23 protein-coding genes are annotated in these 20735 nt (G+C 77.0%); 20 read left to right on the plus strand and 3 right to left on the minus strand.

Features of this window, described 5'->3' with window-relative positions; translation table 11 throughout:
* Positions 1-59: 59 nt before the first annotated feature.
* The 11 genes from AQJ66_RS40655 to AQJ66_RS21890 all read left to right on the plus strand — a co-directional run bounded on the left by AQJ66_RS40655 (position 60) and on the right by AQJ66_RS21890 (position 8496).
* The gene (locus AQJ66_RS40655; protein ID WP_063804065.1) at positions 60-587 is read left to right on the plus strand and encodes a hypothetical protein; all 528 of its coding nucleotides are present in this window, start codon (positions 60-62) and stop codon (positions 585-587) included.
* Positions 584-1513, plus strand: coding sequence for a hypothetical protein (locus AQJ66_RS21855; protein WP_061924905.1), 930 nt, complete (start codon positions 584-586; stop codon positions 1511-1513). Before AQJ66_RS40655 ends, AQJ66_RS21855 begins: the two co-directional genes overlap by 4 nt.
* Positions 1500-2936 carry a V-type ATPase 116kDa subunit family protein gene (locus AQJ66_RS21860; protein ID WP_244162883.1) on the plus strand — a complete coding sequence of 479 codons (1437 nt, stop codon included), beginning with the start codon at positions 1500-1502 and terminating at the stop codon, positions 2934-2936. Before AQJ66_RS21855 ends, AQJ66_RS21860 begins: the two co-directional genes overlap by 14 nt.
* Positions 2921-3334 (plus strand): ATP synthase subunit C, encoded by a 414-nt coding sequence (locus tag AQJ66_RS21865; RefSeq protein ID WP_061924908.1) that lies wholly within the window; start codon positions 2921-2923, stop codon positions 3332-3334. The genes AQJ66_RS21860 and AQJ66_RS21865 overlap by 16 nt, the downstream gene beginning before the upstream one ends.
* 3 nt (positions 3335-3337) lie before the next feature.
* Entirely contained in the window at positions 3338-3565 is a 228-nt protein-coding gene (locus tag AQJ66_RS21870; RefSeq protein WP_061924911.1) for a V-type ATP synthase subunit F, read from the plus strand.
* An 88-nt stretch (positions 3566-3653) separates the two neighbouring features.
* Complete coding sequence (locus tag AQJ66_RS21875) at positions 3654-4163, plus strand: hypothetical protein (RefSeq protein WP_061924914.1); 510 nt, start codon at positions 3654-3656, stop codon at positions 4161-4163.
* The gene (locus AQJ66_RS38915) at positions 4160-4324 is read left to right on the plus strand and encodes a hypothetical protein (protein WP_159052597.1); all 165 of its coding nucleotides are present in this window, start codon (positions 4160-4162) and stop codon (positions 4322-4324) included. The genes AQJ66_RS21875 and AQJ66_RS38915 overlap by 4 nt, the downstream gene beginning before the upstream one ends.
* Positions 4321-4485 carry a hypothetical protein gene (locus tag AQJ66_RS38920; RefSeq protein ID WP_159052598.1) on the plus strand — a complete coding sequence of 55 codons (165 nt, stop codon included), beginning with the start codon at positions 4321-4323 and terminating at the stop codon, positions 4483-4485. The genes AQJ66_RS38915 and AQJ66_RS38920 overlap by 4 nt, the downstream gene beginning before the upstream one ends.
* Complete coding sequence (locus AQJ66_RS21880) at positions 4482-6488, plus strand: V-type ATP synthase subunit A (RefSeq protein ID WP_061925301.1); 2007 nt, start codon at positions 4482-4484, stop codon at positions 6486-6488. Before AQJ66_RS38920 ends, AQJ66_RS21880 begins: the two co-directional genes overlap by 4 nt.
* Positions 6485-7879: a V-type ATP synthase subunit B gene (locus tag AQJ66_RS21885; protein ID WP_061924917.1), complete on the plus strand. Its 1395-nt coding sequence runs from the start codon at positions 6485-6487 to the stop codon at positions 7877-7879. Before AQJ66_RS21880 ends, AQJ66_RS21885 begins: the two co-directional genes overlap by 4 nt.
* Complete coding sequence (locus AQJ66_RS21890; protein WP_244162884.1) at positions 7876-8496, plus strand: V-type ATP synthase subunit D; 621 nt, start codon at positions 7876-7878, stop codon at positions 8494-8496. Before AQJ66_RS21885 ends, AQJ66_RS21890 begins: the two co-directional genes overlap by 4 nt.
* Positions 8497-8550: 54 nt before the next feature.
* Here AQJ66_RS21890 and AQJ66_RS21895 read toward each other — a convergent pair whose 3' ends face one another.
* Positions 8551-8973, minus strand: coding sequence for an Hsp20/alpha crystallin family protein (locus AQJ66_RS21895; RefSeq protein WP_061924919.1), 423 nt, complete (start codon positions 8971-8973; stop codon positions 8551-8553).
* 217 nt (positions 8974-9190) lie between these two features.
* On the opposite strand from AQJ66_RS21895, the gene AQJ66_RS21900 reads away from it, so the two are divergent.
* From AQJ66_RS21900 to AQJ66_RS21930, 7 genes are all read left to right on the plus strand, one after another.
* Positions 9191-10573: a nicotinate phosphoribosyltransferase gene (locus tag AQJ66_RS21900; RefSeq protein ID WP_079060341.1), complete on the plus strand. Its 1383-nt coding sequence runs from the start codon at positions 9191-9193 to the stop codon at positions 10571-10573.
* A gap of 121 nt (positions 10574-10694) precedes the next feature.
* Positions 10695-10994: a DUF1918 domain-containing protein gene (locus tag AQJ66_RS21905; RefSeq protein WP_061925306.1), complete on the plus strand. Its 300-nt coding sequence runs from the start codon at positions 10695-10697 to the stop codon at positions 10992-10994.
* Positions 10991-11872, plus strand: coding sequence for a universal stress protein (locus tag AQJ66_RS36710; RefSeq protein WP_063804066.1), 882 nt, complete (start codon positions 10991-10993; stop codon positions 11870-11872). The genes AQJ66_RS21905 and AQJ66_RS36710 overlap by 4 nt, the downstream gene beginning before the upstream one ends.
* Before the next feature lie 31 nt (positions 11873-11903).
* A complete protein-coding gene (locus AQJ66_RS21915) occupies positions 11904-12356 on the plus strand; it encodes a CBS domain-containing protein (protein WP_061924922.1) in 453 nt (150 codons plus the stop codon).
* On the plus strand, positions 12353-15229 hold the full coding sequence (locus AQJ66_RS21920) for a cation-translocating P-type ATPase (protein ID WP_208611416.1): 2877 nt from the start codon (positions 12353-12355) through the stop codon (positions 15227-15229). The genes AQJ66_RS21915 and AQJ66_RS21920 overlap by 4 nt, the downstream gene beginning before the upstream one ends.
* A complete protein-coding gene (locus AQJ66_RS21925) occupies positions 15226-15885 on the plus strand; it encodes a potassium channel family protein (protein ID WP_061925315.1) in 660 nt (219 codons plus the stop codon). Before AQJ66_RS21920 ends, AQJ66_RS21925 begins: the two co-directional genes overlap by 4 nt.
* Positions 15882-16538 (plus strand): potassium channel family protein, encoded by a 657-nt coding sequence (locus AQJ66_RS21930; protein ID WP_061924925.1) that lies wholly within the window; start codon positions 15882-15884, stop codon positions 16536-16538. Before AQJ66_RS21925 ends, AQJ66_RS21930 begins: the two co-directional genes overlap by 4 nt.
* 4 nt (positions 16539-16542) lie before the next feature.
* Here AQJ66_RS21930 and AQJ66_RS21935 read toward each other — a convergent pair whose 3' ends face one another.
* Both AQJ66_RS21935 and AQJ66_RS21940 read right to left on the minus strand, forming a co-directional pair.
* Positions 16543-16986 carry a universal stress protein gene (locus tag AQJ66_RS21935; RefSeq protein WP_061924929.1) on the minus strand — a complete coding sequence of 148 codons (444 nt, stop codon included), beginning with the start codon at positions 16984-16986 and terminating at the stop codon, positions 16543-16545.
* A 202-nt stretch (positions 16987-17188) separates the two neighbouring features.
* Positions 17189-18748, minus strand: a complete 1560-nt coding sequence (locus AQJ66_RS21940; RefSeq protein WP_079060342.1) for a bifunctional aminoglycoside phosphotransferase/ATP-binding protein — start codon at positions 18746-18748, stop codon at positions 17189-17191.
* Positions 18749-18911: 163 nt separating this feature from the next.
* On the opposite strand from AQJ66_RS21940, the gene AQJ66_RS21945 reads away from it, so the two are divergent.
* Both AQJ66_RS21945 and AQJ66_RS21950 read left to right on the plus strand, forming a co-directional pair.
* On the plus strand, positions 18912-19730 hold the full coding sequence (locus AQJ66_RS21945; protein WP_061924932.1) for a universal stress protein: 819 nt from the start codon (positions 18912-18914) through the stop codon (positions 19728-19730).
* Between the two features lie 100 nt (positions 19731-19830).
* Positions 19831-20700, plus strand: a complete 870-nt coding sequence (locus AQJ66_RS21950) for a universal stress protein (protein WP_061925320.1) — start codon at positions 19831-19833, stop codon at positions 20698-20700.
* Positions 20701-20735: the final 35 nt, after the last annotated feature.

Raw genomic sequence — 20735 nt, forward strand, 5'->3', positions numbered from 1 at the left:
CGGGCCGGGACGGGAACGGTGACACTGAGGGGACAGCCGACCGGACGGGAGGCCGGCCGATGAGCCTGCGGGACTTCCTGGAGCGGTTCCGCCCGGCGGGGACGCCGGGTGCGTCCACGGCCGGCGTGCCCGCCGACCGTGCCGCGGAGCGCGCCGCCGAACTGGAGCCCGCCCTCGCGCGGCTGACGCGGGCGCAGCGGGAGGCGGACCGGATCCGGGCGGAGGCGGACGAGGCGGCGAGGGCCGTCCGCGAGGACGCCGCACGGGAGGCGGCCCGGCTCGTGGCGGCCGCCCGCGAGCAGGCCCCGGAGGTCCGCCGGCGGACGGCGGAACCGCTCCTCGCCCGGGCGCGCCACGAGGCGGACGCCGTACGCGCCGCCGGAGACAGCGCGGCCGCGGCGGTACGGGCGCGGGCCGCGGAGCGGATGCCGGAGCTGGTGGAGCGGGCGGTGGCGGACGCGTTGCGCCTGCCCGGCGGGTCGGAGGGGCAGGTCGAGCTCGCGGGGACCGGCCGGCCACGGGGGCTGGAGGAGTTGGAGGGGCTCAGCAGGTCGGACGAGCCCGGCGGGCCGGGTGGGGCGTCGTGAGTGCCGGATGGGTGGCCGGGGCTGTGCGGGCCAAGGCTCTCGTCGGTCGGCATCCGGGAGGCGCCGGGGCGCGGGAGATCGCCGCGGGGCCGACGCTCGGTGACGGTCTGCGGCGGCTGGCCGCGACACCGTACGGGCGGTACGCGCGGGCGGCGGCCGGGCCGGCCGAGGCGCAGCGGGCGGTGTCCGCGACGCTGCTGTGGCACCTGCGGGTGCTGGCCGGCTGGCTGCCGCGCGGCGGCGCGCGGCTGCTCGTTCCGCTCGCCGCGGGATTCGAGATCGCCAACGTCGTCTCCCGGCTGCCCGCGCCGGAGGGCCGCCGTGCGGACGTACCGGAGCCGTACCGGCTCGGGGCGCTGGAGACCGCCTGGCGGAACCTGGCGCACGCCGCCACGCCCGCGCAGCTGCGGGCCGTCCTCGCCGCCTCGCCCTGGGGCGACCCGGGCGGCGACACTCCGTGGGCCCTGGTCACCGGCATGCGCATGGCCGCCGCGCGGCGCACGGCCGTCGCCGTACCGGCCGCGCGGCGCTGGGCGCAGGGCCGGGCCGTGCTGCTGACGGCCCGTGAACTGTTCGTGTACGGGCGCACGCTGCCGGAGCCCGTACGGCGCGACGCGGTACGGCTGCTCGGGAGCCGGGCGCCGGGCGCCGCCACGTACCCCGAGTTCCGTGACCGGCTGCCCGCCGCGGCCCGGTGGGTCCTCGCGGAGGCCGAGGAGCCGGACGCGCTGTGGCGGGCCGAGGCCCGCTGGTGGCGGACGCTGCAGACCGAGGGCGCGGCGCTGCTGCGCGAGGGCCGGTACGGGCCGCGCGTGGTCGTGGGCGCGGTCGCCGTGCTGTCGGTGGACGCCTGGCGGGTGCGCGCCGCGCTGGAGTCGGCTGCGCGCGGTGGACGGCCCGGGGAGGTGCTCGATGCCCTGGCCTGAGGGGATGGTGCCGGTCCGGATGCGGCGGGTGGCCGTGGTCGTGCCCCGGGCCGGCCTGCGGGACGCGCTCGTGCGGATCGCCGAGGAGGGCTGCGTGGAACTCGACCGCGCCGAGGAGGCCCCGCCGGGCTCGGCGGCGGTGCGGCTGCAACGGCTGCGGGGGCGCGGCGGGGAGGCACCGGGCACGACGGGCGCCGTCCTGGCCGCCGCCGCACCCGACCTGGACCTGCTCGAACGGGAACGCAGCGTCGGCCTGCTGGCCGGCGAGGCCGAGTTGGAGGAGCGTGCGCGGGGCGCCGTACGGCGCGGGGAGGTGGCCGCGCTGGCCGGGTGGTGCCCGGCCGAGGAGGTCGTACGCGTCGCGGAGCGGCTGGCCGCGGCGGGCGGCGCGCTGCTGACGCTGCCGTCCCCGCCCGGCGCCGATCCGCCGACGCTGCTGCGGCGGGGCGGACCCGTCTCCTTCACGCCGCTGGTGACGACGTACGGCACACCGGCCTACGTCGACCTGGACCCCTCGTGGCCGGCGGGCCTGGCGTACGCCGCCATGTTCGGGATCATGTTCGGCGACGTGGGGCACGGTGCGCTGCTGCTGCTCGGCGCGCTCGCGCTGCGCCTCGGGCGGCCCCGGCGGCTCGCCCGGCTGAGCCGGCTGTGGCCGTTCCTGGCGGGCGCCGGAGCCGCCGCGATGCTCGCGGGAGCGGCGTACGGCGAGTTCTTCGGGCCGACCGGGCTGCTGCCGGTGCTGTGGCTGAACCCGCTGGAGAGCCCCGCCCGGCTGCTGGCCGCCGCGGTGCTGTTCGGGGCGGGGCTGCTGGCCCTCGCGCACGCCGCCGGTGCGGTCAACCGGGTGCGGGAGGGCGGGTGGGGCGCGGGTCTGTGCGCGGCGACCGGCTGGGCCGGGCTGCTGTTCTACCTGGGGCTCGCCCTGGCCGCCGCGGGCCTGCTGCTGCACCGGCCGGCCGCGGCCGGCACGGGGGCCGGGCTCGCCGGGGCCGGGCTGGCGCTGGTGGCGTACGGCCTGTTCCGGGCCACGGCGGGCGGCGGCGGGGGAGTCGCCGAGACGGTGGTGCGGCTGTTCGACGTCGTGGTGCGCACGGGCACCAACACCCTGTCCTTCGCCCGGCTCGCGGCGTTCGGCCTCACCCATGCGGCGCTCGCCGGCGTGGTGTGGCGCGGCACGGCGGGCCTCGCCGCGCGCGGTCCCCTCGGGGTCGCCGGGGCCGTACTGCTGTTCACCGTCGGCACGGCCGTCTCGTTCGCCCTGGAGGCCCTGGTGGCCGGGGTGCAGGCCCTGCGGCTGGAGTTCTACGAGCTGTTCTCCCGGCTCTTCGAGACGGAGGGCCGCCCGTTCCGTCCCTGGCACGTTCCGCCGGCGGAGCCTGCCGACCGTGCCCGGAAGGTGGTCCCATGCTCACCTGGCTGATCGTCCTGCCGGTCCTGGCCGCGGCGCTCGGTGCCGTGCGGCTGCTGCGGCGGCACCGGGCCAGGCACGCCTTCCGCTGGCTCCTGGCGACGAACCTGGCGCTGCTGGGCGGCGCCTCGGCCGTCCTGGTCACGGCGCTCGCGGGCCCGGCACAGGCGTCGGCCCGCGCGGCCACCTCGGGCGGGGCCGACGGGACGGCGCTGATCGCGGCGGCCATCGCGGTGGCCGGAGCGTCGATCGGGGCCGCGATCGCGGTCGCGTACACGGGCGCGGCGGCACTGGCGGCGCTGAGCGAACGGCCGGAGCTGTTCGGCCGGGCGATGGTGATCGTCGGCCTGGCGGAGGGCATCGCCGTGTACGGGCTGGTGGTCGCCATCCTGCTCATCGGGAAGGCGTGAGCGGTGGGCACCGTGGCCGCCATCGGCACCCGGACCGGCGTGTGCGGTCTGGCCCTGGCCGGGGTCGACGTCCTCGTCGCGGAGGACCCCGACGCCGTACGCCGCGCCTGGCGGACGCTCCCGGCCACGGTCGCCCTGGTGCTGCTCACCCCCGAGGCCGCCGAGGCACTCGGCGACGCCGTGACGGCGCCGGCCACCGACCGGCCGCTCACCGTGGTGCTGCCGTCATGAGGGCACGCGCCCGCGCCCGAGAAGCCTGCGTCCGCGCGGCAGCCGGGGCGCCGGCCTCCGGCTGGCCGCTCACCGGGGTGATGTGCCGATGACGACCCCCACCGACGCCCTCGACCCCGTGCGCGCCGAACTCCTGCGCACGGCGCGCGCTTCCGCCGATGCGGTGCTGGGGCGTGCGCGGGCCGATGCGCAGAAGGTGCTGGCGGAGGCGCGGGAGGCGGCCGAGGCGGTGCTCGCGCGGGCGCGGGAGCTGGGGGCGGCCGACGGGGCCGACGCGGCGGGCCGGGAGCGGACGCGGGCGGTGCAGGACGCCTGGGCGGCGGAACTGGCGGCCCGCGCCGAGGCGTACGCGGAACTGCGGGCCCGGATCCGGGAGGGGGTGCGCCGGGCGCTGGCGCGGGGTGCCGTCCCGCAGGACCGGCTCGCGGCGGCGGCGCGGGCCCTGCTGGGGCCGCAGGCGCGGGTCACGGGTGCCGCGGGGGGCGGAGTGACGGCCGAGGTTCCCGGCCGCCGGGTCGACCTGTCGGCAGACACCCTCGCCGACCGCGCCCTCAACCGGCTGGGGGCCCGGGCCGAGACGCTGTGGGGGCCGCCATGAACTCCATGGAGGGATCCCGGGCCCGGATCACGGGTGCCGCGAGGGGCAGAGTGACGGCCGACGTACCCGGCCACCGGCGCGGCCTGTCGGCAGACACCCTCGCCGACCGCGCCCTCAACCGGCTCGGCGCGCGAGCCGAGACGCTGTGGGGGCCGCCATGAACTCCATGGAGGGATCCCGGACGCGGATCACGGGTGCCGCGGGGGGCAGGGTGACGGCCGACGTACCCGGCCACCGGCGCGGCCTGTCGGCAGACACCCTCGCCGACCGCGCCCTCAACCGGCTCGGCGCGCGAGCCGAGACGCTGTGGGGGCCGCCATGAACTCCCCCGGGGGCGGCCCCGTACCGGCGGGCGAGGCCCGCGTGCTGCGGGTCGCCGGGCCCCTCGTCGAGATCGACTGCCCGTCCCCCGTGGCGATGCACGACCTGGTCGTGCTCGGCGCCGGCCGGCTGCCAGGCGAGGTGGTCGCCATCCGCGGCGACACGGTCACCGTGCAGGCGTACGAGTACACCGGCGGACTGGCCCCCGGGCACACCGCGGAGCCGCAGCACGGGCCGCTGTCGGTGCGGCTGGCCCCGGATCTGCTCGGCGGTGTCTTCGACGGGCTGTTGCGCCCTCTGGACGCGGCGGGCGACCTGCTCGTCACCACCGGTCCGGGCGCCGCACCCCTACGGGCAGCTGAGGGCGCGCAGGTCGCGGCCGGAGCGGTCGGCGGCGACACCGGGACGGGCACCGCGCCCCCGGACCGCACCCGGCCGTCCACGCCACGGGTGCCCGAAGGCGCGCAGGTCGCGGCCGAAGCGGTCGGCGGCGACACCGGGACGGGCACCGCGCCCGGAGACCGCACCCGGCCGTCCACGCCACGGGTGCCCGAAGGCGCGCAGGTCGCGGCCGGAGCGGTCGGCGGCGACACCGGGACGGGCACCGCGCACCCGGACCGCACCTGGCCGTTCACCCCGCGGGTGGCCGAGGGCGCGCGGGTCGCGGCCGGGGCTGTCCTCGGCGAAGTCGGGGCGGGTGTGGGGCTGCGGCTCCTGGTGCCCCCCGATCTCTCCGGCGAGGTGACCCGGATCGTGGACGCCGGCGCGTATCCGGTGGACGCCGTGCTCGCCGTGGTGGGCGGTCGCGAGGTGCGGATGGCGCAGTCCTGGCCGGTGCGCAGGCCGCGCCCGGTCGCCCGGCGGCTGACGGCGGACGTGCCGCTGACCACCGGGCAGCGCGCCGTGGACCTGCTCTTCCCGGTGGCCCGCGGCAGCACGGTCGCGGTGCCGGGCGGCTTCGGCACCGGCAAGACGATGCTGCTGCAGCAGATCGCCAAGTGGTGCGACGCCGACGTGATCGTCTACGTCGGCTGCGGCGAGCGCGGCAACGAGATGGCGGACGTCATCGAGGAGCTGGCCGAGCTGACCGATCCGCGCACCGGGGGCCGGCTGGCGGAACGGACCGTGACGATCGCGAACACCTCCAACATGCCGATGATGGCGCGGGAGGCGAGCGTGCACACGGGCGCGACGGTCGCCGAGTACTTCCGCGACATGGGGCTCGACGTGGTGCTGATCGCCGACTCGACCTCCCGCTGGGCGGAGGCGCTGCGCGAGTTCGCCTCGCGGATGGGCGAACTCCCCGCCGAGGAGGGCTATCCGGCGGGGCTCGCCTCGCAGCTGGCCGCCTTCTACGAGCGGGCCGCCGCCGTCCGCACGCTCGGCGGGGCGACCGGTTCCGTCACCGTGATCGGTGCCGTGTCCCCGCCGGGCGGCGACCGCACCGAGCCGGTCACCGCGCACACCGAGCGGTTCGTGCGGTGCCTGTGGAGCCTGGACCGCGACCTGGCCTACGCGCGGCACTATCCGGCGGTGTCCTGGGCGGACTCCTTCTCCCGCGACGCCGCCGCGCTGGCGGCCGCGCACGCGCGCGGCGGTGACGCCGAGTGGGCCGAGCGGCGCGGGCGGGTGGCGCGGCTGCTCGCCGAGGCGGACCGGCTCGCCGACCTGGTGGAGCTGGTCGGCGTCACGGCGCTGCCGCCGCGCGAGCGGATCAGCGTGCTCGGGGGACGGCTGCTGCGCGAGGCGCTGATCCAGCAGAGCGCGCTGTCGCCGGCGGACGCCTACAGCGCCCCGGGGAAGACGGCGGCCCTCGTGGAGTCCGTACTGGCGGTCGTCGACCGCTGCGGGGAGCTGGTCGACTCCGGCGCCCGGCCGGAGGACGTGGAGGCGGTCGACTTCACGCCGCTGCTCCGGGCGCGCGAGACGGCCGGCCCGGACGAGACCGCTCCGGTGGCGGCGGCCAGGGACGCCGTGCTGGGCCGGCTGGAGGGGCCGGCGTGAGCGGGCCCGCGGACATCGAGTACACGGGCGTACGGGAACTGCGCGGCCCCCTCGTCGTGGTCGAGGGCGTGAGCGGGGTCGGCTGGGACGAGTTCGCCACGATCGGCCTGGACTCGGGAGAGCGCCGGCACGGGCTGGTGCTGGAGGTCGACCGGGATCTGGCGGTGGTGCAGGTGCTGGAGGACACGGCCGGGATGGACCGGTCCGGCACCCGCGTCGCCTTCTCGGGCTCCCCGCTCAGGATCCCCGTGGGCCCCGGATGGCTGGGGCGGGTGTGCGACGGGCGGGGCGAGCCCGCCGACGGCGGGCCGCCCGTACTGGGCGGGGCCTTCGCGGCGGTCGGCGGCGCGCCGGTCAACCCGGTGCACCGGGAGCCGCCGACCGAGCCGGTGCTCACCGGTGTGGGCGCGGTGGACGTGCTCACGACGCTGGTGCGGGGACAGAAGCTGCCGGTGTTCTCGGCGGCCGGGCTGCCGCACCTGGAGCTGGCCGTGCAGATCGCGGCCCAGGCGACGTGCGGCGGGGAGCCGTTCGCGGTGGTGTTCGCCGGGATGGGGCTCACGCACGCCGACGCGGCGTTCGTCCGGGACGGGCTGGCCGAGCGCTCGGCGGCGCGGGACCTGGTGCTGTTCCTCAACACCGCCGACGACCCGGTCATCGAGCGGCTGCTCACCCCCCGCCTGGCGCTGACGGTGGCCGAGGACCTGGCGTTCACGCGGGGCCGTCACGTGCTGGTGGTGATGACCGACATGACGGCCTACTCGGAGGCCCTGCGCGAGGTGTCCGCCGCACGCGGTGAGATCCCGGCCCGCCGCGCCTACCCCGGCTACCTCTACAGCGACCTCGCCTCCCTGTACGAGCGCTGCGGCCGGATCCGGGGGCGGCCCGGCTCGGTGACGGTGCTGCCGGTGCTGACGATGCCGGCGGGTGACATCACGCACCCGGTGCCGGACCTCACCGGCTACATCACGGAGGGCCAGATCGTGCTGTCCGCTGAGGCGTACGGGGCGGGGACGTACCCGCCGGTCGATCCGCTGGCCTCGCTGTCGCGTCTGATGCGCAAGGGGACCGGGGCGGGGCGCACCCGCGCGGACCATCCGGCGGTCGCCGCGCAGCTGATCGCCGCACTGGCCCGCTCCCGGCAGGTACGGGAACTGGCCGACCTGATCGGACGGCAGGCGCTCAGCCCGACCGATCTGGGCCACCTCGACCTGGAGGACGCGTTCCGCGCCCGGTTCCTCGCCCAGGACACGCGGGAGAACCGGCCGCTGGAGGAGGCGCTGGACCGGGCCTGGGAGGTACTGCTCACCCTGCCGGACAGCCAGCTCGGCATGCTCCCCGCCGACCTGCTCGCCGCCCACCGCCACCCCCGCGGGGAGGCACCGCCATGACCGGGCGAGGACACCGGGTACCACCGGGCCGGGCCGGACGGCTCAAGCTGCGCCGCTCTCTCGGCACCGCGCTGCGCGGCGCGGACCTGCTGGAACGCAAGTTGCGGCTGCTGCTGGACCACGAGCGCGCGGCGCGCGGGGCGGCGCGGGAAGCGGGCCGGGTGTGGCGCGAGCGGCTGGCCGAGGCGGACGGCTGGCTGGTGCGCGGGGTGCTGCTGGGCGGCGAGCGGGCGCTGGCCGAGGCGGTGCCCGCGGAGGGAGCGCGTGTCGACGTACGGTGGGGCGCGCTGATGGGTGTGCGCCATCCGGCGGCCGTGGAGTGGGCCGGTCCGGTGCGCTCCGCGGCCGAGACGACTCCGCCCAACACCGCGCTCGCGCACGCGGAGACGGCCTACCGCGCCGCGGTCCGCGCCGCCGCCGAGCACGCCGTCCGGCAGGCGGCGGCCGACCTGCTCGCCGCCGAGGCCGAGCGGACGCGACAGCGGGTCCGCGCCCTGCGCCGGCACTGGATCCCCCGGCTGCGCGGTGAACTCGCCGCGGTGGAACTGGGGCTGGAGGAGGCCGAGCAGGAGGAGGCGGTACGGCGCCGCTGGGCCGCCTCGCACGGCTCCCGGTGAGGACACGGCGGTGCGGCGGGCCCCCGCGGGGCCCGCCGGAACCGTCGTCCGCCGTCAGCTTCCGTGCTGGATCTCGATGTGCTTGGCTTCCGCCTTCTCGGCGCCCAGGCCCACGCTGACGGTGAGCATGCCGTCGGTGTAGTCGGCCTTGACGTCGTTCTCGTCGGCGCCGGGCGGCAGCGTCACGCTGCGGCTCATCGCGCCGTACCGGATCTCGCTGTGGTTCTTGCTGATGTCCTTCTCGGTGCGTTCGGCCTGGACCGTCAGCACCCCCTCGCTGAGGAACACGTCGATGTCGTCGGGGGTCATGCCCGGAAGCTCGGCCCGTACGACATAGCGGCCGCCCTCCGTGTAGTCCTCGATGCGGACCGTGTACAGGTCGCCCATGGTGGGCATCCCGAACCGGGTCGGAAGGCTCTCGAACCAGTCCGGCATGTCCGGGAACGTGAACTTCTGCCTGCGTGCCAGCGTGGCCATCGCGGTACCTCCTCGCTGCGGGCGTGGCTGGGACATCTCCAGTGCAGCGCGCGCGACCGCGCGCCGCGTAGGCCGAACAGCCCATGCCGGGGTGCCCGAGGTCCCTTTCTTCCCCATACCTCTCCGCGCGCGCGAGCGGCCTCTCTCCGCGCGCGCGGACGGGCCCGTCGCGATCAGACTGGTGAGGACGGCACGACGACACCCGGCGGCGATCACCATGTCCGACGTCACCACCACCGACCTGTACGAAGTGACCATGGCCCTGTCCTACCTGCGCGAGGACATGCGGGCCCCGGCCACCTTCAGCCTCTTCGTCCGCGACCTCCCGCCCGGCCGGGGCTTCCTGGTTGCCGCGGGTCTGGAACCCGCGCTGGACTTCCTGGCCGGCTACCGCGTGGAGCGGCCGGACGTCGAGGAGTTCGCGGACGCCCTGCGCCGCCCCGTGAGGGGCCTGGAACCGCTGCTCGGGCTCGCCTTCGAGGGCGAGGTGCGCGCCGTCCCGGAGGGGCACGCGGTGTTCGCCGGGGAGCCGCTGCTGGAGGTGACCGCCCCGCTGCCGCAGGCGCAGCTGGCCGAGACGTACCTGCTGAACCAGGTCTGCCACCAGACGGCCGTCGCGTCGAAGGCGGCGCGCTGCGTCCTGGCGGCGGCCGGCCGGCCGGTGGTGGACTTCTCGCTGCGCCGCACCCACGGCCCGTGGGCCGGGCTGCAGGCGGCGCGGCTCGGCGCGCTGGCGGGCTTCGCCGGGACCAGCAACGTCGCCGCCGCCACCGCCCTCGGCATCCCGGCCTCGGGCACCATGGCGCACTCCTACGTCGAGGCGTTCCCCGGCGAGGAGGAGGCGTTCCGCGCGTTCGCCCGCTGCCATCCCGGCCCGGTCACCTTCCTCGTCGACACCTACGACACGGTGGCGGGCGTGGAGGTCGCGGCGCGGGTGCTGAGGGACCTGGCGCGCGGACCGGGCTGCGCCGTCCGCCTGGACAGCGGCGACCTGGACGCGCTCGCCCGCCGGGCCCGCGCCGTGCTGGACGCCGCCGGCCTGACCGACGTGCGGATCGTGGCCAGCGGCGGACTCGACGAGTACGGCGTGGACCGGCTGGTGCGCGCCGGCGCCCCGATCGACGTGTACGCCGTGGGCACGCGGATCGGGGTGGCCGCGGACGCGCCGTACCTGGACGCCGCGTACAAGCTCGTCGAGTACGACGGCCGCCCCATGATGAAGCTGTCCTCGGCCAAGGTCACGGCCCCGGGCCGCAAACAGGTCTTCCGCCGCGCCGGGCAGCCCGACGTCGTAGCCCTGTGGCAGGAGGAACCCCCGGACTCCGCGCGGCCGCTGCTGCGCACGGTGATGCGCGGCGGGCGGCGGACCGGGGCGCCGGACCACTGGCGGGACGCCCGTGAGCGGCTGCGCGCGGACCTGGCCGCCCTGCCCGCCGCGGCCCGCAGGATCGACGCCCCGGAACCGGTGCGGCCGGTCGTCTCGCCGGCGCTGCGGGAGCTGACCGCGCGGGTGCGCGCCGGTCTGGAGGCCCGGTTCCTCCGGGAATCCGCCGACGCGGACACCGGCGCCCCGGCCTCCCCGCCGACCGGCCGGGGATGACCGGCACCCGGGTCCGGCGGGCCGGGCGCGGGGACCAATGGCCCTGGAGCCACGGCGCCCCAGAGGCTTCGATGGGATGGGCGGCGACCTTCCGTGGCGCCGCAGCGAGGAGGCGAGGACGATGATCGCTCCGGCACCGGCCGGGAAAGCAGACCCGGCGCCCCGGCCCGAGGCGACCGGGACCTCCATGCGGGCCCGCGTCGGCGACGAGATCGTCGTACGGGGCACCTCCGCCGGGGTCGTGGCCCGGGACGGCGAGGTCGTGGGGCTCCACCATCCGGACGGCAGCCCGCCGTACGACGTGCGCTGGGCCGAGAACGGACGGGTGACCCTGTACTTCCCGGGGCCCGACGCCTACGTCCGGCACCTGACGTCCGCCCCGCCCGGCCCCGGGCGGGGCGGCAGCGGGAGACGGTCATGACCGGGCCGAGTGACCGGCGGCCGGTCGTGGTGGGCGTCGGCCCGGACCCCGGACTGCGCATGGCGCTCGCCTGGGCGGCCGACGAGGCGGCCCGCCGCGGGCTGCCGCTGCGCGTGGTCCATGCCGAGGGCGTGCCGACCAGGGGCTACCGCGGGCGGACGGTGCCGCCGTCCTGGGAGGAGTGGAACGAGGCGCTCCACAAGGCCGGTGAGCAGGTGGTCGAGGAGGCCGCGGAGTTCGTCGCGCACCGGCAGCCGAAACTGGAGGTGGACGCCCTGCTCTCCGAGGGCGACCCGGTGTGGGTGCTGCGCGAGCAGAGCCGCGAGGCGGCCGCCGTGGTCCTGGGGTCGCGGCATCTGAGCCGGGCCCAGGAGGTGTTCGGCTCGGCCTCGGTCGCGCTGCCGGTGGTGGCCCGTGCGCACTGCCCGGTGGTCGTGGTGCCGGAGCCGGAGCACGTCACCCAGGAGCCCGCGTACGTCGTGGTCGGCGTCGACGGCAGCGAGCGGTCGGCCGCCGCGGTCGACCTGGCCTTCGAGGAGGCGGCGCTGCGCGGTGCGGAGCTGCGCGCCCTGTACGTGTGGGAGCCGGGGCACGTGCGGATCTTCGACGAGTACGCGGACCAGCAGGAGTGCCGCCGCGTGCTGTCGGAGACCGTGGCCGGCCGCCAGGCCCGCTACCCGGAGGTGGACCTGCGGCACGAGCTGGTCGTGGGGCATCCCGTGGAGGTCCTCGCCCAGGCGTCGGCGCACGCGCTGGCCCTGGTGGTGGGCACCCGGGGCCGCGGCGGCTTCGCCGGCATGCTGATGGGTTCGGTCAGCCAGGGCGTGCTGCACCACGCGCACTGTCCCGTCATCGCGGTTCCGCAGCCGCGGCCGTGACGGCGCGGCGCGAGAGGCGAGGAGGGGGCACGTGAGGGTCGGCGAGCTGATGACCGCACCGGCGGTGACCGTGGGCCCGCGGGCCTGCCTGGCGGAGGCGACGCGCCTGATGGCCGAGTCCGCCGTCGGATCGCTGCTGGTCGTCGAGGACGGGCTGCTGCGCGGCATCGTCACCGACCGCGACGTGGCCCTGCGCGGCCTGGGCGGCGGGCTCGGCCGGGAGGCATCGGTCGCCGAGGTCATGTCGGAGCGCGTGGTCACGGTCGACGCCGGTGACGACCTGACGGCGGCCTACGCGGCGTTCCGCCGCACCGGGGTGCGCCGGCTGCCGGTCCTGGACGGCCGTCAGGTGGTCGGCGTGCTCACGATCGACGACCTGTTCCTCGACGTGTTCCGGCACCTGGGCGACCTGCTGGGGCCGGTCTCCTGGAGCGTCCTGCAGGAGCCGCCCGGGCCGCCTGCGGCCGGGCGGGGCCCCGGATGAGCCCTGAACCGGACCGGCGGGCGACGGAGGGGCGCGCCACGTCCGGGACGGCGGCGCTGCGCGAGGGCGGCCCGCCGCGGGTCGCCCCGGCGCCGGCGGCCGGACCGCCCACCGGCCTGCCCGCGGACGGTCCGGCCGTCACCGCCCTGCCGGCCCCGGACGTGTTCGCCGCGCTGGGCAGCGGCCCGCGCGGGCTCGCCCCGGCCGAGGCCGCCGCGCGGCTGGCCCGGCACGGCCCCAACGAGCTGCCCGCCGCGGCCCGCAGACGGCTGGGGCGGCGGCTGCTCGCGCAGTTCACCGACCTGTTCGCGGTACTGCTGCTGGTCGCCTCGGCGATCACCTTCCTCGCCTACGCGCTGGAACAGCCCCGGGACCCGGCCACGTTCCAGCTGGCCGTGGCCATCCTGGGCGTGGTGCTGCTGAACGCGGGCATCGGGTTCGCGCAGGAGTACTCCGCCGAGCGCACGGCCGAGTCCCTGCAGGCGATGGTGCCGCACACCTGCCGGGTGCTGCGGGACGGGCAGCCGCGGGAGCTGCCGGCGCGGGACCTGGTGCCGGGTGACGTGGTGCTGCTGGAGGCCGGGGACGCGGTGCCGGCCGACTGCCGGCTGGTCGAGGCGCAGGACGCGGCCGTCGACAACGCGGCGCTCACCGGGGAGAGCGACGCCGTCGCGCGGGTCGCCGGACCCGCGCCGGGCGGGCCGCCGCTGCAGGCCCGCAACTGCGTGTTCATGGGCACCGACCTGGTGACGGGCACCGGCCGGGCGGTCGTGTTCGCCACCGGGACCGCCACCGAGTTCGGGCGGATCTTCCGGCTCACCGCGGCGGCACCGCGCCAGCAGACCCCGTTGCAGCGCCAGGTCGCCGTGATGGCCCGCCGGGTGGCGGGCGTGGCGCTGGCGACCGGGGCCGTGCTGTTCGCGGTGCGCGTGCCGAGCGGTCAGTCGTTCGTCGAGACGTTCGTCTTCGCGCTCGGGGTGATGGTGGCGCTGGTGCCGGAGGGGCTGCCGGCGACGCTGTCGGTCTCACTGGCGATCGGGGTGCGCCGCATGGCCCGCCGGCACGCGCTCGTCAAGCAGCTGCTGGCGGTGGAGGCCCTGGGGTCGACCAGCGTGGTGTGCACCGACAAGACGGGCACGCTCACGCAGGCCGAGATGACCGTCGTCCAGCTGTGGGCGGACGGTGTGTCGCACCAGGTGACCGGGGTGGGGTACGCGCCGTCCGGCGAGGTCGCGGACGCGGGGCCGGTGCGGGAGCTGCTGCGGGCGGCGGCCCTGTGCAGCGACGCCCGGCTGGTGCCGCCGGCCGGGCGGGACGGGTGGCGGGTGCTCGGTGACACCACCGAGGGGGCGCTGCTGGTGGCCGCCCGGAAGGCCGGCGTGGATCCGGCGGCGGAGGAGGCCCGCACCCCGCGGGTCGCAGAGCATCCGTTCGACTCCGTGCGCAAGCTGATGAGCACCGTGCACCGGGACGAGGACGGTGCGTACCTCGCGTACGTCAAGGGCGCACCGCTGGAGCTGCTCGCCCGCTGCGATGCCGTGGACCGGGGCGGCGTGCCGGAGCCGCTGACGGACGCCTCCCGCGCCGAGGTGGCCGCGGCCGCGGACGGCATGGCCGGGAAGGGGCTGCGGGTGCTGGCGGTCGCCCGGCGGCGGGTCGCCGAGTCCCGGCCGCCGCTCGCGGACACCGAGTCGGGGCTGACCCTGCTGGGGCTCGCCGGGATGTACGACCCGCCGCGCCCGGAGGTGCGGGACGCGGTGGAGGCGTGCCGGCGGGCCGGGATCCGCATCGTCATGGTCACCGGTGACCATCCGCTGACGGCGGAGGCCGTCGCCCGCCGCGTCGGCATCGTGCGGGGGCCGGATCCGGCCGTGGTGACCGGCGCGCAGCTGGACGCGCTGGACGACAGCGGCCTGGACGCGCTGCTGCGGGACTCCGGGGAGCTGCTGCTGTGCCGGGTCAGCCCCGAGCACAAGATGCGGGTCGTGACGGCGCTGCAGCGGCGGGGCGACGTCGTCGCCGTCACCGGGGACGGCGCCAACGACGCGCCCGCGCTCAAGCACGCCGACATCGGGGTGGCGATGGGCGCCTCCGGCACCGACGTCGCCCGGGAGGCGGCGGTGATGGTGCTGCTGGACGACTCCTTCGCGTCCATCACCACGGCCGTGGGGCTGGGCCGTTCGGTCTACCGCAACATCCGCAAGTTCCTGATCTACCTGTTCAGCCACAACATCGCCGAGCTGGTGCCGATCCTGGCCGCCACGTTCACCGGGTTCCCGCTGGTGCCGATCACGGCCGTGCAGATCCTCGCCATCGACCTGGGCTCGGACGTGCTGCCCGCCCTGGCGCTCGGCGCCGAGCCGATGGAGGCCGACGTGATGGACAGCCCGCCGCGGCCGCGCCGGGAGAAGCTGTTCTCGGCCGCCGTGGTGGGCCGCATCCTCTTCCTGGGCGGCATCCAGTCCCTGGGCGTGTGCGCCGTCTTCTTCTGGCACGTGGGCGCCTCCGGCATCCCCTACGCGGACTTCACCAAGGACCTGCCCGTCTACCGGGAGGCGATCACCATGGTCCAGGCCGGCATCGTCGTCAGCCAGTTCTTCAACGCGCTCGCGGTGCGCACCGACCGCAGGAGCGTCTTCCGGGCCGGTCTGCTGTCCAATCCCTGGCTGCTGGCCGCGGGCGCCTTCGGCATCGCGCTGATGGCGGCGATCAGCTACGCGCCGCCGCTGCAGGCGGTGTTCGGCACCGCGCCGCTGGCAGCGTCCGACTGGGCGGTGCTGGCCGCCTTCGGGGTGCTGCTGCTGGCGGCCGAGGAGACCCGCAAGTGGGTGCTGCGGCGCCGTGGGGCGGTCCCGGGGGAGGCGGCGCGATGAGGGTGATCGTCGTGGGCTGCGGCCGGGTCGGGTCCACCCTCGCCGCGCAGCTCGTCACCGAGGGCCACGACGTGCGGGTCGTGGACCGGCGGCCCACCGCCCGCAGGCTGCTGCCGCCGGGCCTCGCGGACGGCTTCCTGCTGGGCAGCGGCTTCAGCCGCGGGGTGCTGGAGGCGGCCGGGATCACGCACGCGGACGCGTTCGTGGCGGTCACCTCCACGGACAACGGCAACATCGTCAGCGCGCGGACCGCGAAGGAGACGTACCGGGTGCCGATCGTCCTCGCCCGCGTCCACGACCCGCGCCGCGCCGACCTCTACCGGGACCTGGGCATCCCGGCGGTGTCCAGCGTCCGCTGGTCCGTCAACCGCATCCACCAGATGCTGCTGCACCGCCACCTCACGCCGGAACTGGTGTTCGGCAACGGTGAGACCCTCCTGGTCCGGTCCGAGCTGCCGGCCTATCTCAGCGGACGCCCGCTGACCGACTTCGACGTCGACGGGGAGGTCCGCGTCGTGGAGGTCACCCGCGCGGGCCGCTCGCTGCTGCCCGGGCACGGCGTGCCGGCCGAACCCGGGGACCTGGTCACCTTCGCCGTCGCCGCGACCGCGCTGGGCCGGCTGCGCGGCTTCCTCGACAAGGAGCTGGGAACGTGAAGGTCCTGATCGCGGGCGCGGGCCGGCTGGGCACCCAGATCGCGCAGGTGCTGTCCGCCGCGCACAACGACGTGAGCCTGGTGGAGCACGACGACGGCCGGGTGGCCGAGCTGGCGGGCCTGACCCGGGTGCGGCTGGTGTCCGGGGACGCCTGCGATCCGGGGGTGCTGGAGCGGGCGGGCGCCCTCGGCTGCGACCTGGTCATCGCCACCACCGGCCGGGACGAGGACAACCTCGTCGTCAGCCTGCTCGCCAAGCGCCGCTGCGGGGTGCCCCGGGTGGCCGCGCGCGTCAACGACGCGGACAACGCCTGGCTGTTCGACCAGCGGTGGGGAGTGGACGTGGCGGTGCCCTCCGCCACCCCGCTGATCTCGCTCATCGAGGAGGCCACCGGCGCCACGGACACGGTGGCGCTGCTGCGGCTGAGCAAGGCCGGGGTGGAGGTCATCGAGACCGCCCTCACCGAGCGGTCCCGGGCGGCCGGGCACACCCTCGGCGAGATCCCGCTGCCCGCCGGCACCGTCGTCGCCACCGTGGTGCGCGACGGACGGCCCACGGTGCCCGGTCCGGAGGTACGGCTGCTGCCGGGCGACGAGCTGCTGATCGTGTCGCACGAGGCGACCGAGCAGGAGATCCACGCCGCCTTCCAGTGACCGTTCAGTGATCCTCCGAGCGCACGATCACCACCGGGCAGGTCGCGTGCTGCGAGACGTGCTGGCTGACGGAACCGAGCAGGGCGCGCTTGAACCCGCCCCGGCCCCGGCTGCCGACGACCACCGCCTCGGCCCCCTCCGCGGCCCGCAGCAGCACGTCGGCCGCGTTGCCGTGCACCACGCGGGTGCGCACCGAGCCGGCCGCCTCCTCGCCGAGCACGTCGGTGACCTCCTGCCGCATCCGGGTCCGGGTCTCCTCCTCGTCGACGTCCATGTCGACGGCGGGCGCCGACCAGCCGTAAAGGCCCGGCAGCTCCCACACCGCGACCGCCTCGACGACGCCGCCGACGAGGCCCGCGTACCGCACGGCCCAGCGCAGGGCCGCGTACGAGGAGGGCGATCCGTCGACGCCGACGACGACCCGCGGTCCGGACTCATCCCTGTCCATGCGTTCCACCTCTCCCGTGGCGTGGCCCGCCGGCGGTCACCCGCGGCGCAGCACCACCTTGAGGGCTCCCGTGGCGGGGCCGTCCGCGAACACCTCGTAGGCGTCTTTCATCCGGTTGGGACAGAAGGTGTGGCCGTCCCCCGGCACCCACCCTCCACGGTCGCGTCCGCGGGGCCGGTGGGCAACACGGCCGCCGGGTCCGTCAGTCCGGCTGCCCGCAGGGGCGGCGGAAGACCGGGGCCTGGCCGGTGCCCCAGGGCCGGACGGCCGCCAGCGCCCGGGCGACCGCGGACCGCAGCGGCCCGCTGGTGTCGACGGCGACGGCTTCCGGCCACGGCGGTTCCGCGGCGGCCATGGCGTCGGCCACGGCGGGGCCGGCGTCCGAGATGCCGGGCCCGCGGGTGCCCAGCCGGGCCGCGGACACCTCGTGCGGCACGTGGCAGTGCAGGGCCACCAGGTCGGCGCTGGTGCGTTCGGCCACGCGCAGCGCCGCCTCCCGCGCCCGCGCGTGCGACCAGGTGGCGTCCAGGACGACGGACTCCCCCAGCGACAGCAGGGCGGCCGCGCGGTCGAGCAGGGCGGTGTAGGTCCGGGCCGTCCACTCGGGGGTGTACAGGCCCACGCCGTAACCGGCGGCCGCGGACTGCTCGGCGGGCAGGCCCGCCAGTTCCTTGCGGAGGCGGTCGCTGCTGAGCAGCGTGACGCCGAGCCGGTCCGCGAGCGCGCCGGAGAGGGTGGACTTGCCGCTGCCCGGCAGCCCGCCGACGAGGGTGAGGCAGACGGCGGAGGTGCGCAGGTGGCGCAGTGCCGCGGCCGCGAGCCGCCGAGCCGGCGCCTCGGCGCCGGGCGCGCCCTGGCGGGCCTGGATCAGGGTGACCTTGGCGCGGACGAACGCCCGGTAGGCGAGGTAGTGGTGCCACAGGGACGGAGGCGCCGGGTCGCCGGAGTACTCGCCGTACCGGGCGAGGAAGCAGGCGGCGGCCTCCGGGGCGCCGAGCTGCTCCAGGTCCATGGCGAGGAAGGCGGCGTCGTCCAGGCCGTCGACGTAGCGCAGATGGTCGTCGAACTCCAGGCAGTCCAGGACGCGGGGGCCGTCGTCGAGGCAGAAGACGTCGTCGGCGAGCAGGTCGCCGTGGCCGTCGACGATCCGTCCCTGCGCGATCCGGGCGTCGAACAGGGGCTTGCGGCCGGCGAGGTAGCGGCGCACCAGCCGCTCGGTCTCGGCGAGCCCGTCGGGCACCGGGCCGTCGGCGGCCAGGGCGTGGACCTGTGCGAAGCCGGCCTCCCAGCGCGCGGCCAGCGCGTCCCGCGTGCCCTGCTCGTCCACGTCGCGGCCGCGGGGGGCTTCCGCGTGCCAGGCGGCGAGGTTCCGCGCGACGGTCCGCAGCACGTCGTCGACGGCGGCCCCGGACCCCACGAGGTGGGACAGACGGCGGTCCTCGGGCATCCGGCGCATCACCACGAGGGGTTCGGGCTCCTCGGCGCCGGGGCCGCGGAACTCCCCCACACCGAGGTAGACGTCGGGCGCGAACCGGCGGTTGAGGGCGACCTCGCGCGCGCAGGCGGCCCGGCGGCCCGCCACCGTGGAGTAGTCCAGGAAGCCCAGGTCGACGGGTTTCTTGACCTTGTAGACGCGGTCGCCGACGAAGAACAGGACGGCCGTGTGGGTCTCGCACGCCGCCGCCCGGGGCGGCGGCCCGCCGCCCGGCCGGTCACGGGTCGCCGGTGCACCGGGGGGACCGGCGGTGACGAGTCGTTGCATGGCGGCGGTCTCCGTCTCGTAAGAAGCTGGACGTGACGGTGGTCGGGTCCGGTCGCACGGTCGGTCCTCTGCTTCGAGGATCACCCGATCCGCCCCGCGGCGCACGCGGACCCGCGCGTGAGGCGCCCGAGGCCCGAACCCGGGACGAGAGGAGACAGGGGCGGTGACGATTCCCCTGGTGGTCGGCGTCGACGGATCCGAGGCGAGCCTGGAGGCGGTCGACTGGGGCGCCGACGAGGCCGTCCGGCACGAGGTGCCCCTGCACCTCCTGCACGCGGTGGGCGCGGACCGGGAGGCCTCCGACGTGATCGGCGCCGCCTCGGCCCGGGCCGCCGGGCGCGCCGCGGAGGTCCGGCTGACGACCGAGACCGTCCACGAGGACGCCGCCTCCGCCCTGGTCGGGCGGGGGCGCAACGCCTTCGCGCTGGTGCTCGGCTCGCGGGGGCTCGGCGACCTCGCCGGGCTGCTCCTGGGATCGGTCAGCCTCGCCGTGGCGGCCCGGGCCGACTGCCCGGTGGTGGTGGTGCGCGGGGCGGCGGAGCACCGGAACGGCCGGTTCGGCACCGTCGTGGCCGGTGTCCAGGACGAGGGGAGCAGCGGCACGGCCCTGCAGTTCGCGCTCCGCGAGGCGCACGTGCGGCACTGCCGGCTGACGGCCGTGCACGCCTGGAGCGCGCCCTTCGCCGCCCACGCCACGCCCCGCGCCCCGTCGTGGCCGCTGGAGGCGCACCGGCGCCCGCCGGCGCAGGTCCTCGAGGACGCGGTGCGCGGTCTGCCGGAGCGGTACCGGGACGCCGAGATCGAGCTGCGCCTGATCGAGGCACCGGCGCGCCAGGCCCTGCTGGAGGCGGCGACGGGAGCGGACCTGCTGGTGGTCGGCGCCCGCCCGCGCGTGGTGCACCGGGGTCTGCAGCTGGGCCTGATCAGTCACGCCCTGCTGCACCACGCGCCGTGCCCCGTCGCGGTCGTCCCCCAGATCTGACCGCCCGGGGCGGGGCCGGTGTGTCGCGGCACCACCCGGACGGTGCGACGGTAGTCACGGGGGCCCGACGGCAGCAGGACGGCGGAAGGCGGTGGCGGCGATGGAACTCCCGCTGGTCGTGGGCGTCGACGGATCGGACTCCAGTCTGCTCGCGGTCGACTGGGCGGTGGCCGAGGCGGCCCGGCACGGGCTGCCGCTGCGCCTGGTCCACGCCTCCCTGTGGGAGCGGTACGAGGCGGCCCAGCCGTCCTTCGGCACCGCGCGTCCCGCCGAGACGGTCATGGCGGAGCACGTCGTCGGCTCCTGCCTGGAGCGGGCCCGGCTGCGCGATCCGGGGGTGAAGGCGTCCGGCGAGGTGGTGCCCGACGACGCCGTGTCCGCGTTGCTGCGGGCGGGGAACGAGGCGTTCGCCCTGGTCACGGGCGTACGGGGGCGGGGCCAGGTGGCGGGGCTGCTGCTGGGGTCGGTGAGCCTCGCGGTCGCGGCCCGTGCAGTGTGCCCGGTCGTCGTGGTCCGCGGCGAGGAGCCGAACCTGCGAGGTGGCCTCGGCCGGATCGTGGTGGGGGTGGGCGACCCGGCCGGCGGCGCCGTGCGGTTCGCCGTCCGCGAGGCCGCGGTGCGCGGCTGCGCCCTGACGGCGGTGAGGGCCTGGCGGAATCCCGCGCAGGAGCCCGTGGACCACATGCTGATCGCCGACGACGCCGCCCGGCTGCGCGAGGAGCGGGCCGCCGCCGCCCTCGACGACGCGCTGCGCGAGGCCGTACGGGAGCACCCCGGTGCGGACATCGAGCGCCGGCCGGTCGAGGGTCCCGCGCACCGGGTCCTGCTGGAGGCGTCCGCCGGGGCCGATCTGGTCGTCGTGGGCGCGATGCGCCGGCACGGCCACTTCGGGCTGCAGCTGGGCCGGGTCGCCCATGCCCTGCTGCACCACGCGCGGTGCCCGGTCGCCGTCGTCCCCGAGCCGGTCTGAGCCGGGCCGAGCCGGTCACGCGGGCGGCGGCGAGG

The organism is Streptomyces bungoensis, from assembly GCF_001514215.1.
GTDB classification, from domain to species: domain Bacteria; phylum Actinomycetota; class Actinomycetes; order Streptomycetales; family Streptomycetaceae; genus Streptomyces; species Streptomyces bungoensis.

What these genes read in the sequence shown, in the direction of transcription:
- AQJ66_RS21935 (WP_061924929.1), bottom strand. Translation starts at nt 16,986, where the DNA reads ATGGACAGGGATGAGTCCGGACCGCGGGTCGTCGTCGGCGTCGACGGA.
- AQJ66_RS21865 (WP_061924908.1), top strand. Translation starts at nt 2,921, where the DNA reads ATGCTCACCTGGCTGATCGTCCTGCCGGTCCTGGCCGCGGCGCTCGGT.
- AQJ66_RS21875 (WP_061924914.1), top strand. Translation starts at nt 3,654, where the DNA reads ATGACGACCCCCACCGACGCCCTCGACCCCGTGCGCGCCGAACTCCTG.
- AQJ66_RS40655 (WP_063804065.1), top strand. Translation starts at nt 60, where the DNA reads ATGAGCCTGCGGGACTTCCTGGAGCGGTTCCGCCCGGCGGGGACGCCG.
- AQJ66_RS21920 (WP_208611416.1), top strand. Translation starts at nt 12,353, where the DNA reads ATGAGCCCTGAACCGGACCGGCGGGCGACGGAGGGGCGCGCCACGTCC.
- AQJ66_RS21925 (WP_061925315.1), top strand. Translation starts at nt 15,226, where the DNA reads ATGAGGGTGATCGTCGTGGGCTGCGGCCGGGTCGGGTCCACCCTCGCC.
- AQJ66_RS21940 (WP_079060342.1), bottom strand. Translation starts at nt 18,748, where the DNA reads ATGCAACGACTCGTCACCGCCGGTCCCCCCGGTGCACCGGCGACCCGT.
- AQJ66_RS38920 (WP_159052598.1), top strand. Translation starts at nt 4,321, where the DNA reads ATGAACTCCATGGAGGGATCCCGGACGCGGATCACGGGTGCCGCGGGG.
- AQJ66_RS21880 (WP_061925301.1), top strand. Translation starts at nt 4,482, where the DNA reads ATGAACTCCCCCGGGGGCGGCCCCGTACCGGCGGGCGAGGCCCGCGTG.
- AQJ66_RS21900 (WP_079060341.1), top strand. Translation starts at nt 9,191, where the DNA reads ATGTCCGACGTCACCACCACCGACCTGTACGAAGTGACCATGGCCCTG.
- AQJ66_RS38915 (WP_159052597.1), top strand. Translation starts at nt 4,160, where the DNA reads ATGAACTCCATGGAGGGATCCCGGGCCCGGATCACGGGTGCCGCGAGG.
- AQJ66_RS21895 (WP_061924919.1), bottom strand. Translation starts at nt 8,973, where the DNA reads ATGGCCACGCTGGCACGCAGGCAGAAGTTCACGTTCCCGGACATGCCG.
- AQJ66_RS36710 (WP_063804066.1), top strand. Translation starts at nt 10,991, where the DNA reads ATGACCGGGCCGAGTGACCGGCGGCCGGTCGTGGTGGGCGTCGGCCCG.
- AQJ66_RS21905 (WP_061925306.1), top strand. Translation starts at nt 10,695, where the DNA reads ATGATCGCTCCGGCACCGGCCGGGAAAGCAGACCCGGCGCCCCGGCCC.
- AQJ66_RS21860 (WP_244162883.1), top strand. Translation starts at nt 1,500, where the DNA reads ATGCCCTGGCCTGAGGGGATGGTGCCGGTCCGGATGCGGCGGGTGGCC.
- AQJ66_RS21950 (WP_061925320.1), top strand. Translation starts at nt 19,831, where the DNA reads ATGGAACTCCCGCTGGTCGTGGGCGTCGACGGATCGGACTCCAGTCTG.
- AQJ66_RS21890 (WP_244162884.1), top strand. Translation starts at nt 7,876, where the DNA reads ATGACCGGGCGAGGACACCGGGTACCACCGGGCCGGGCCGGACGGCTC.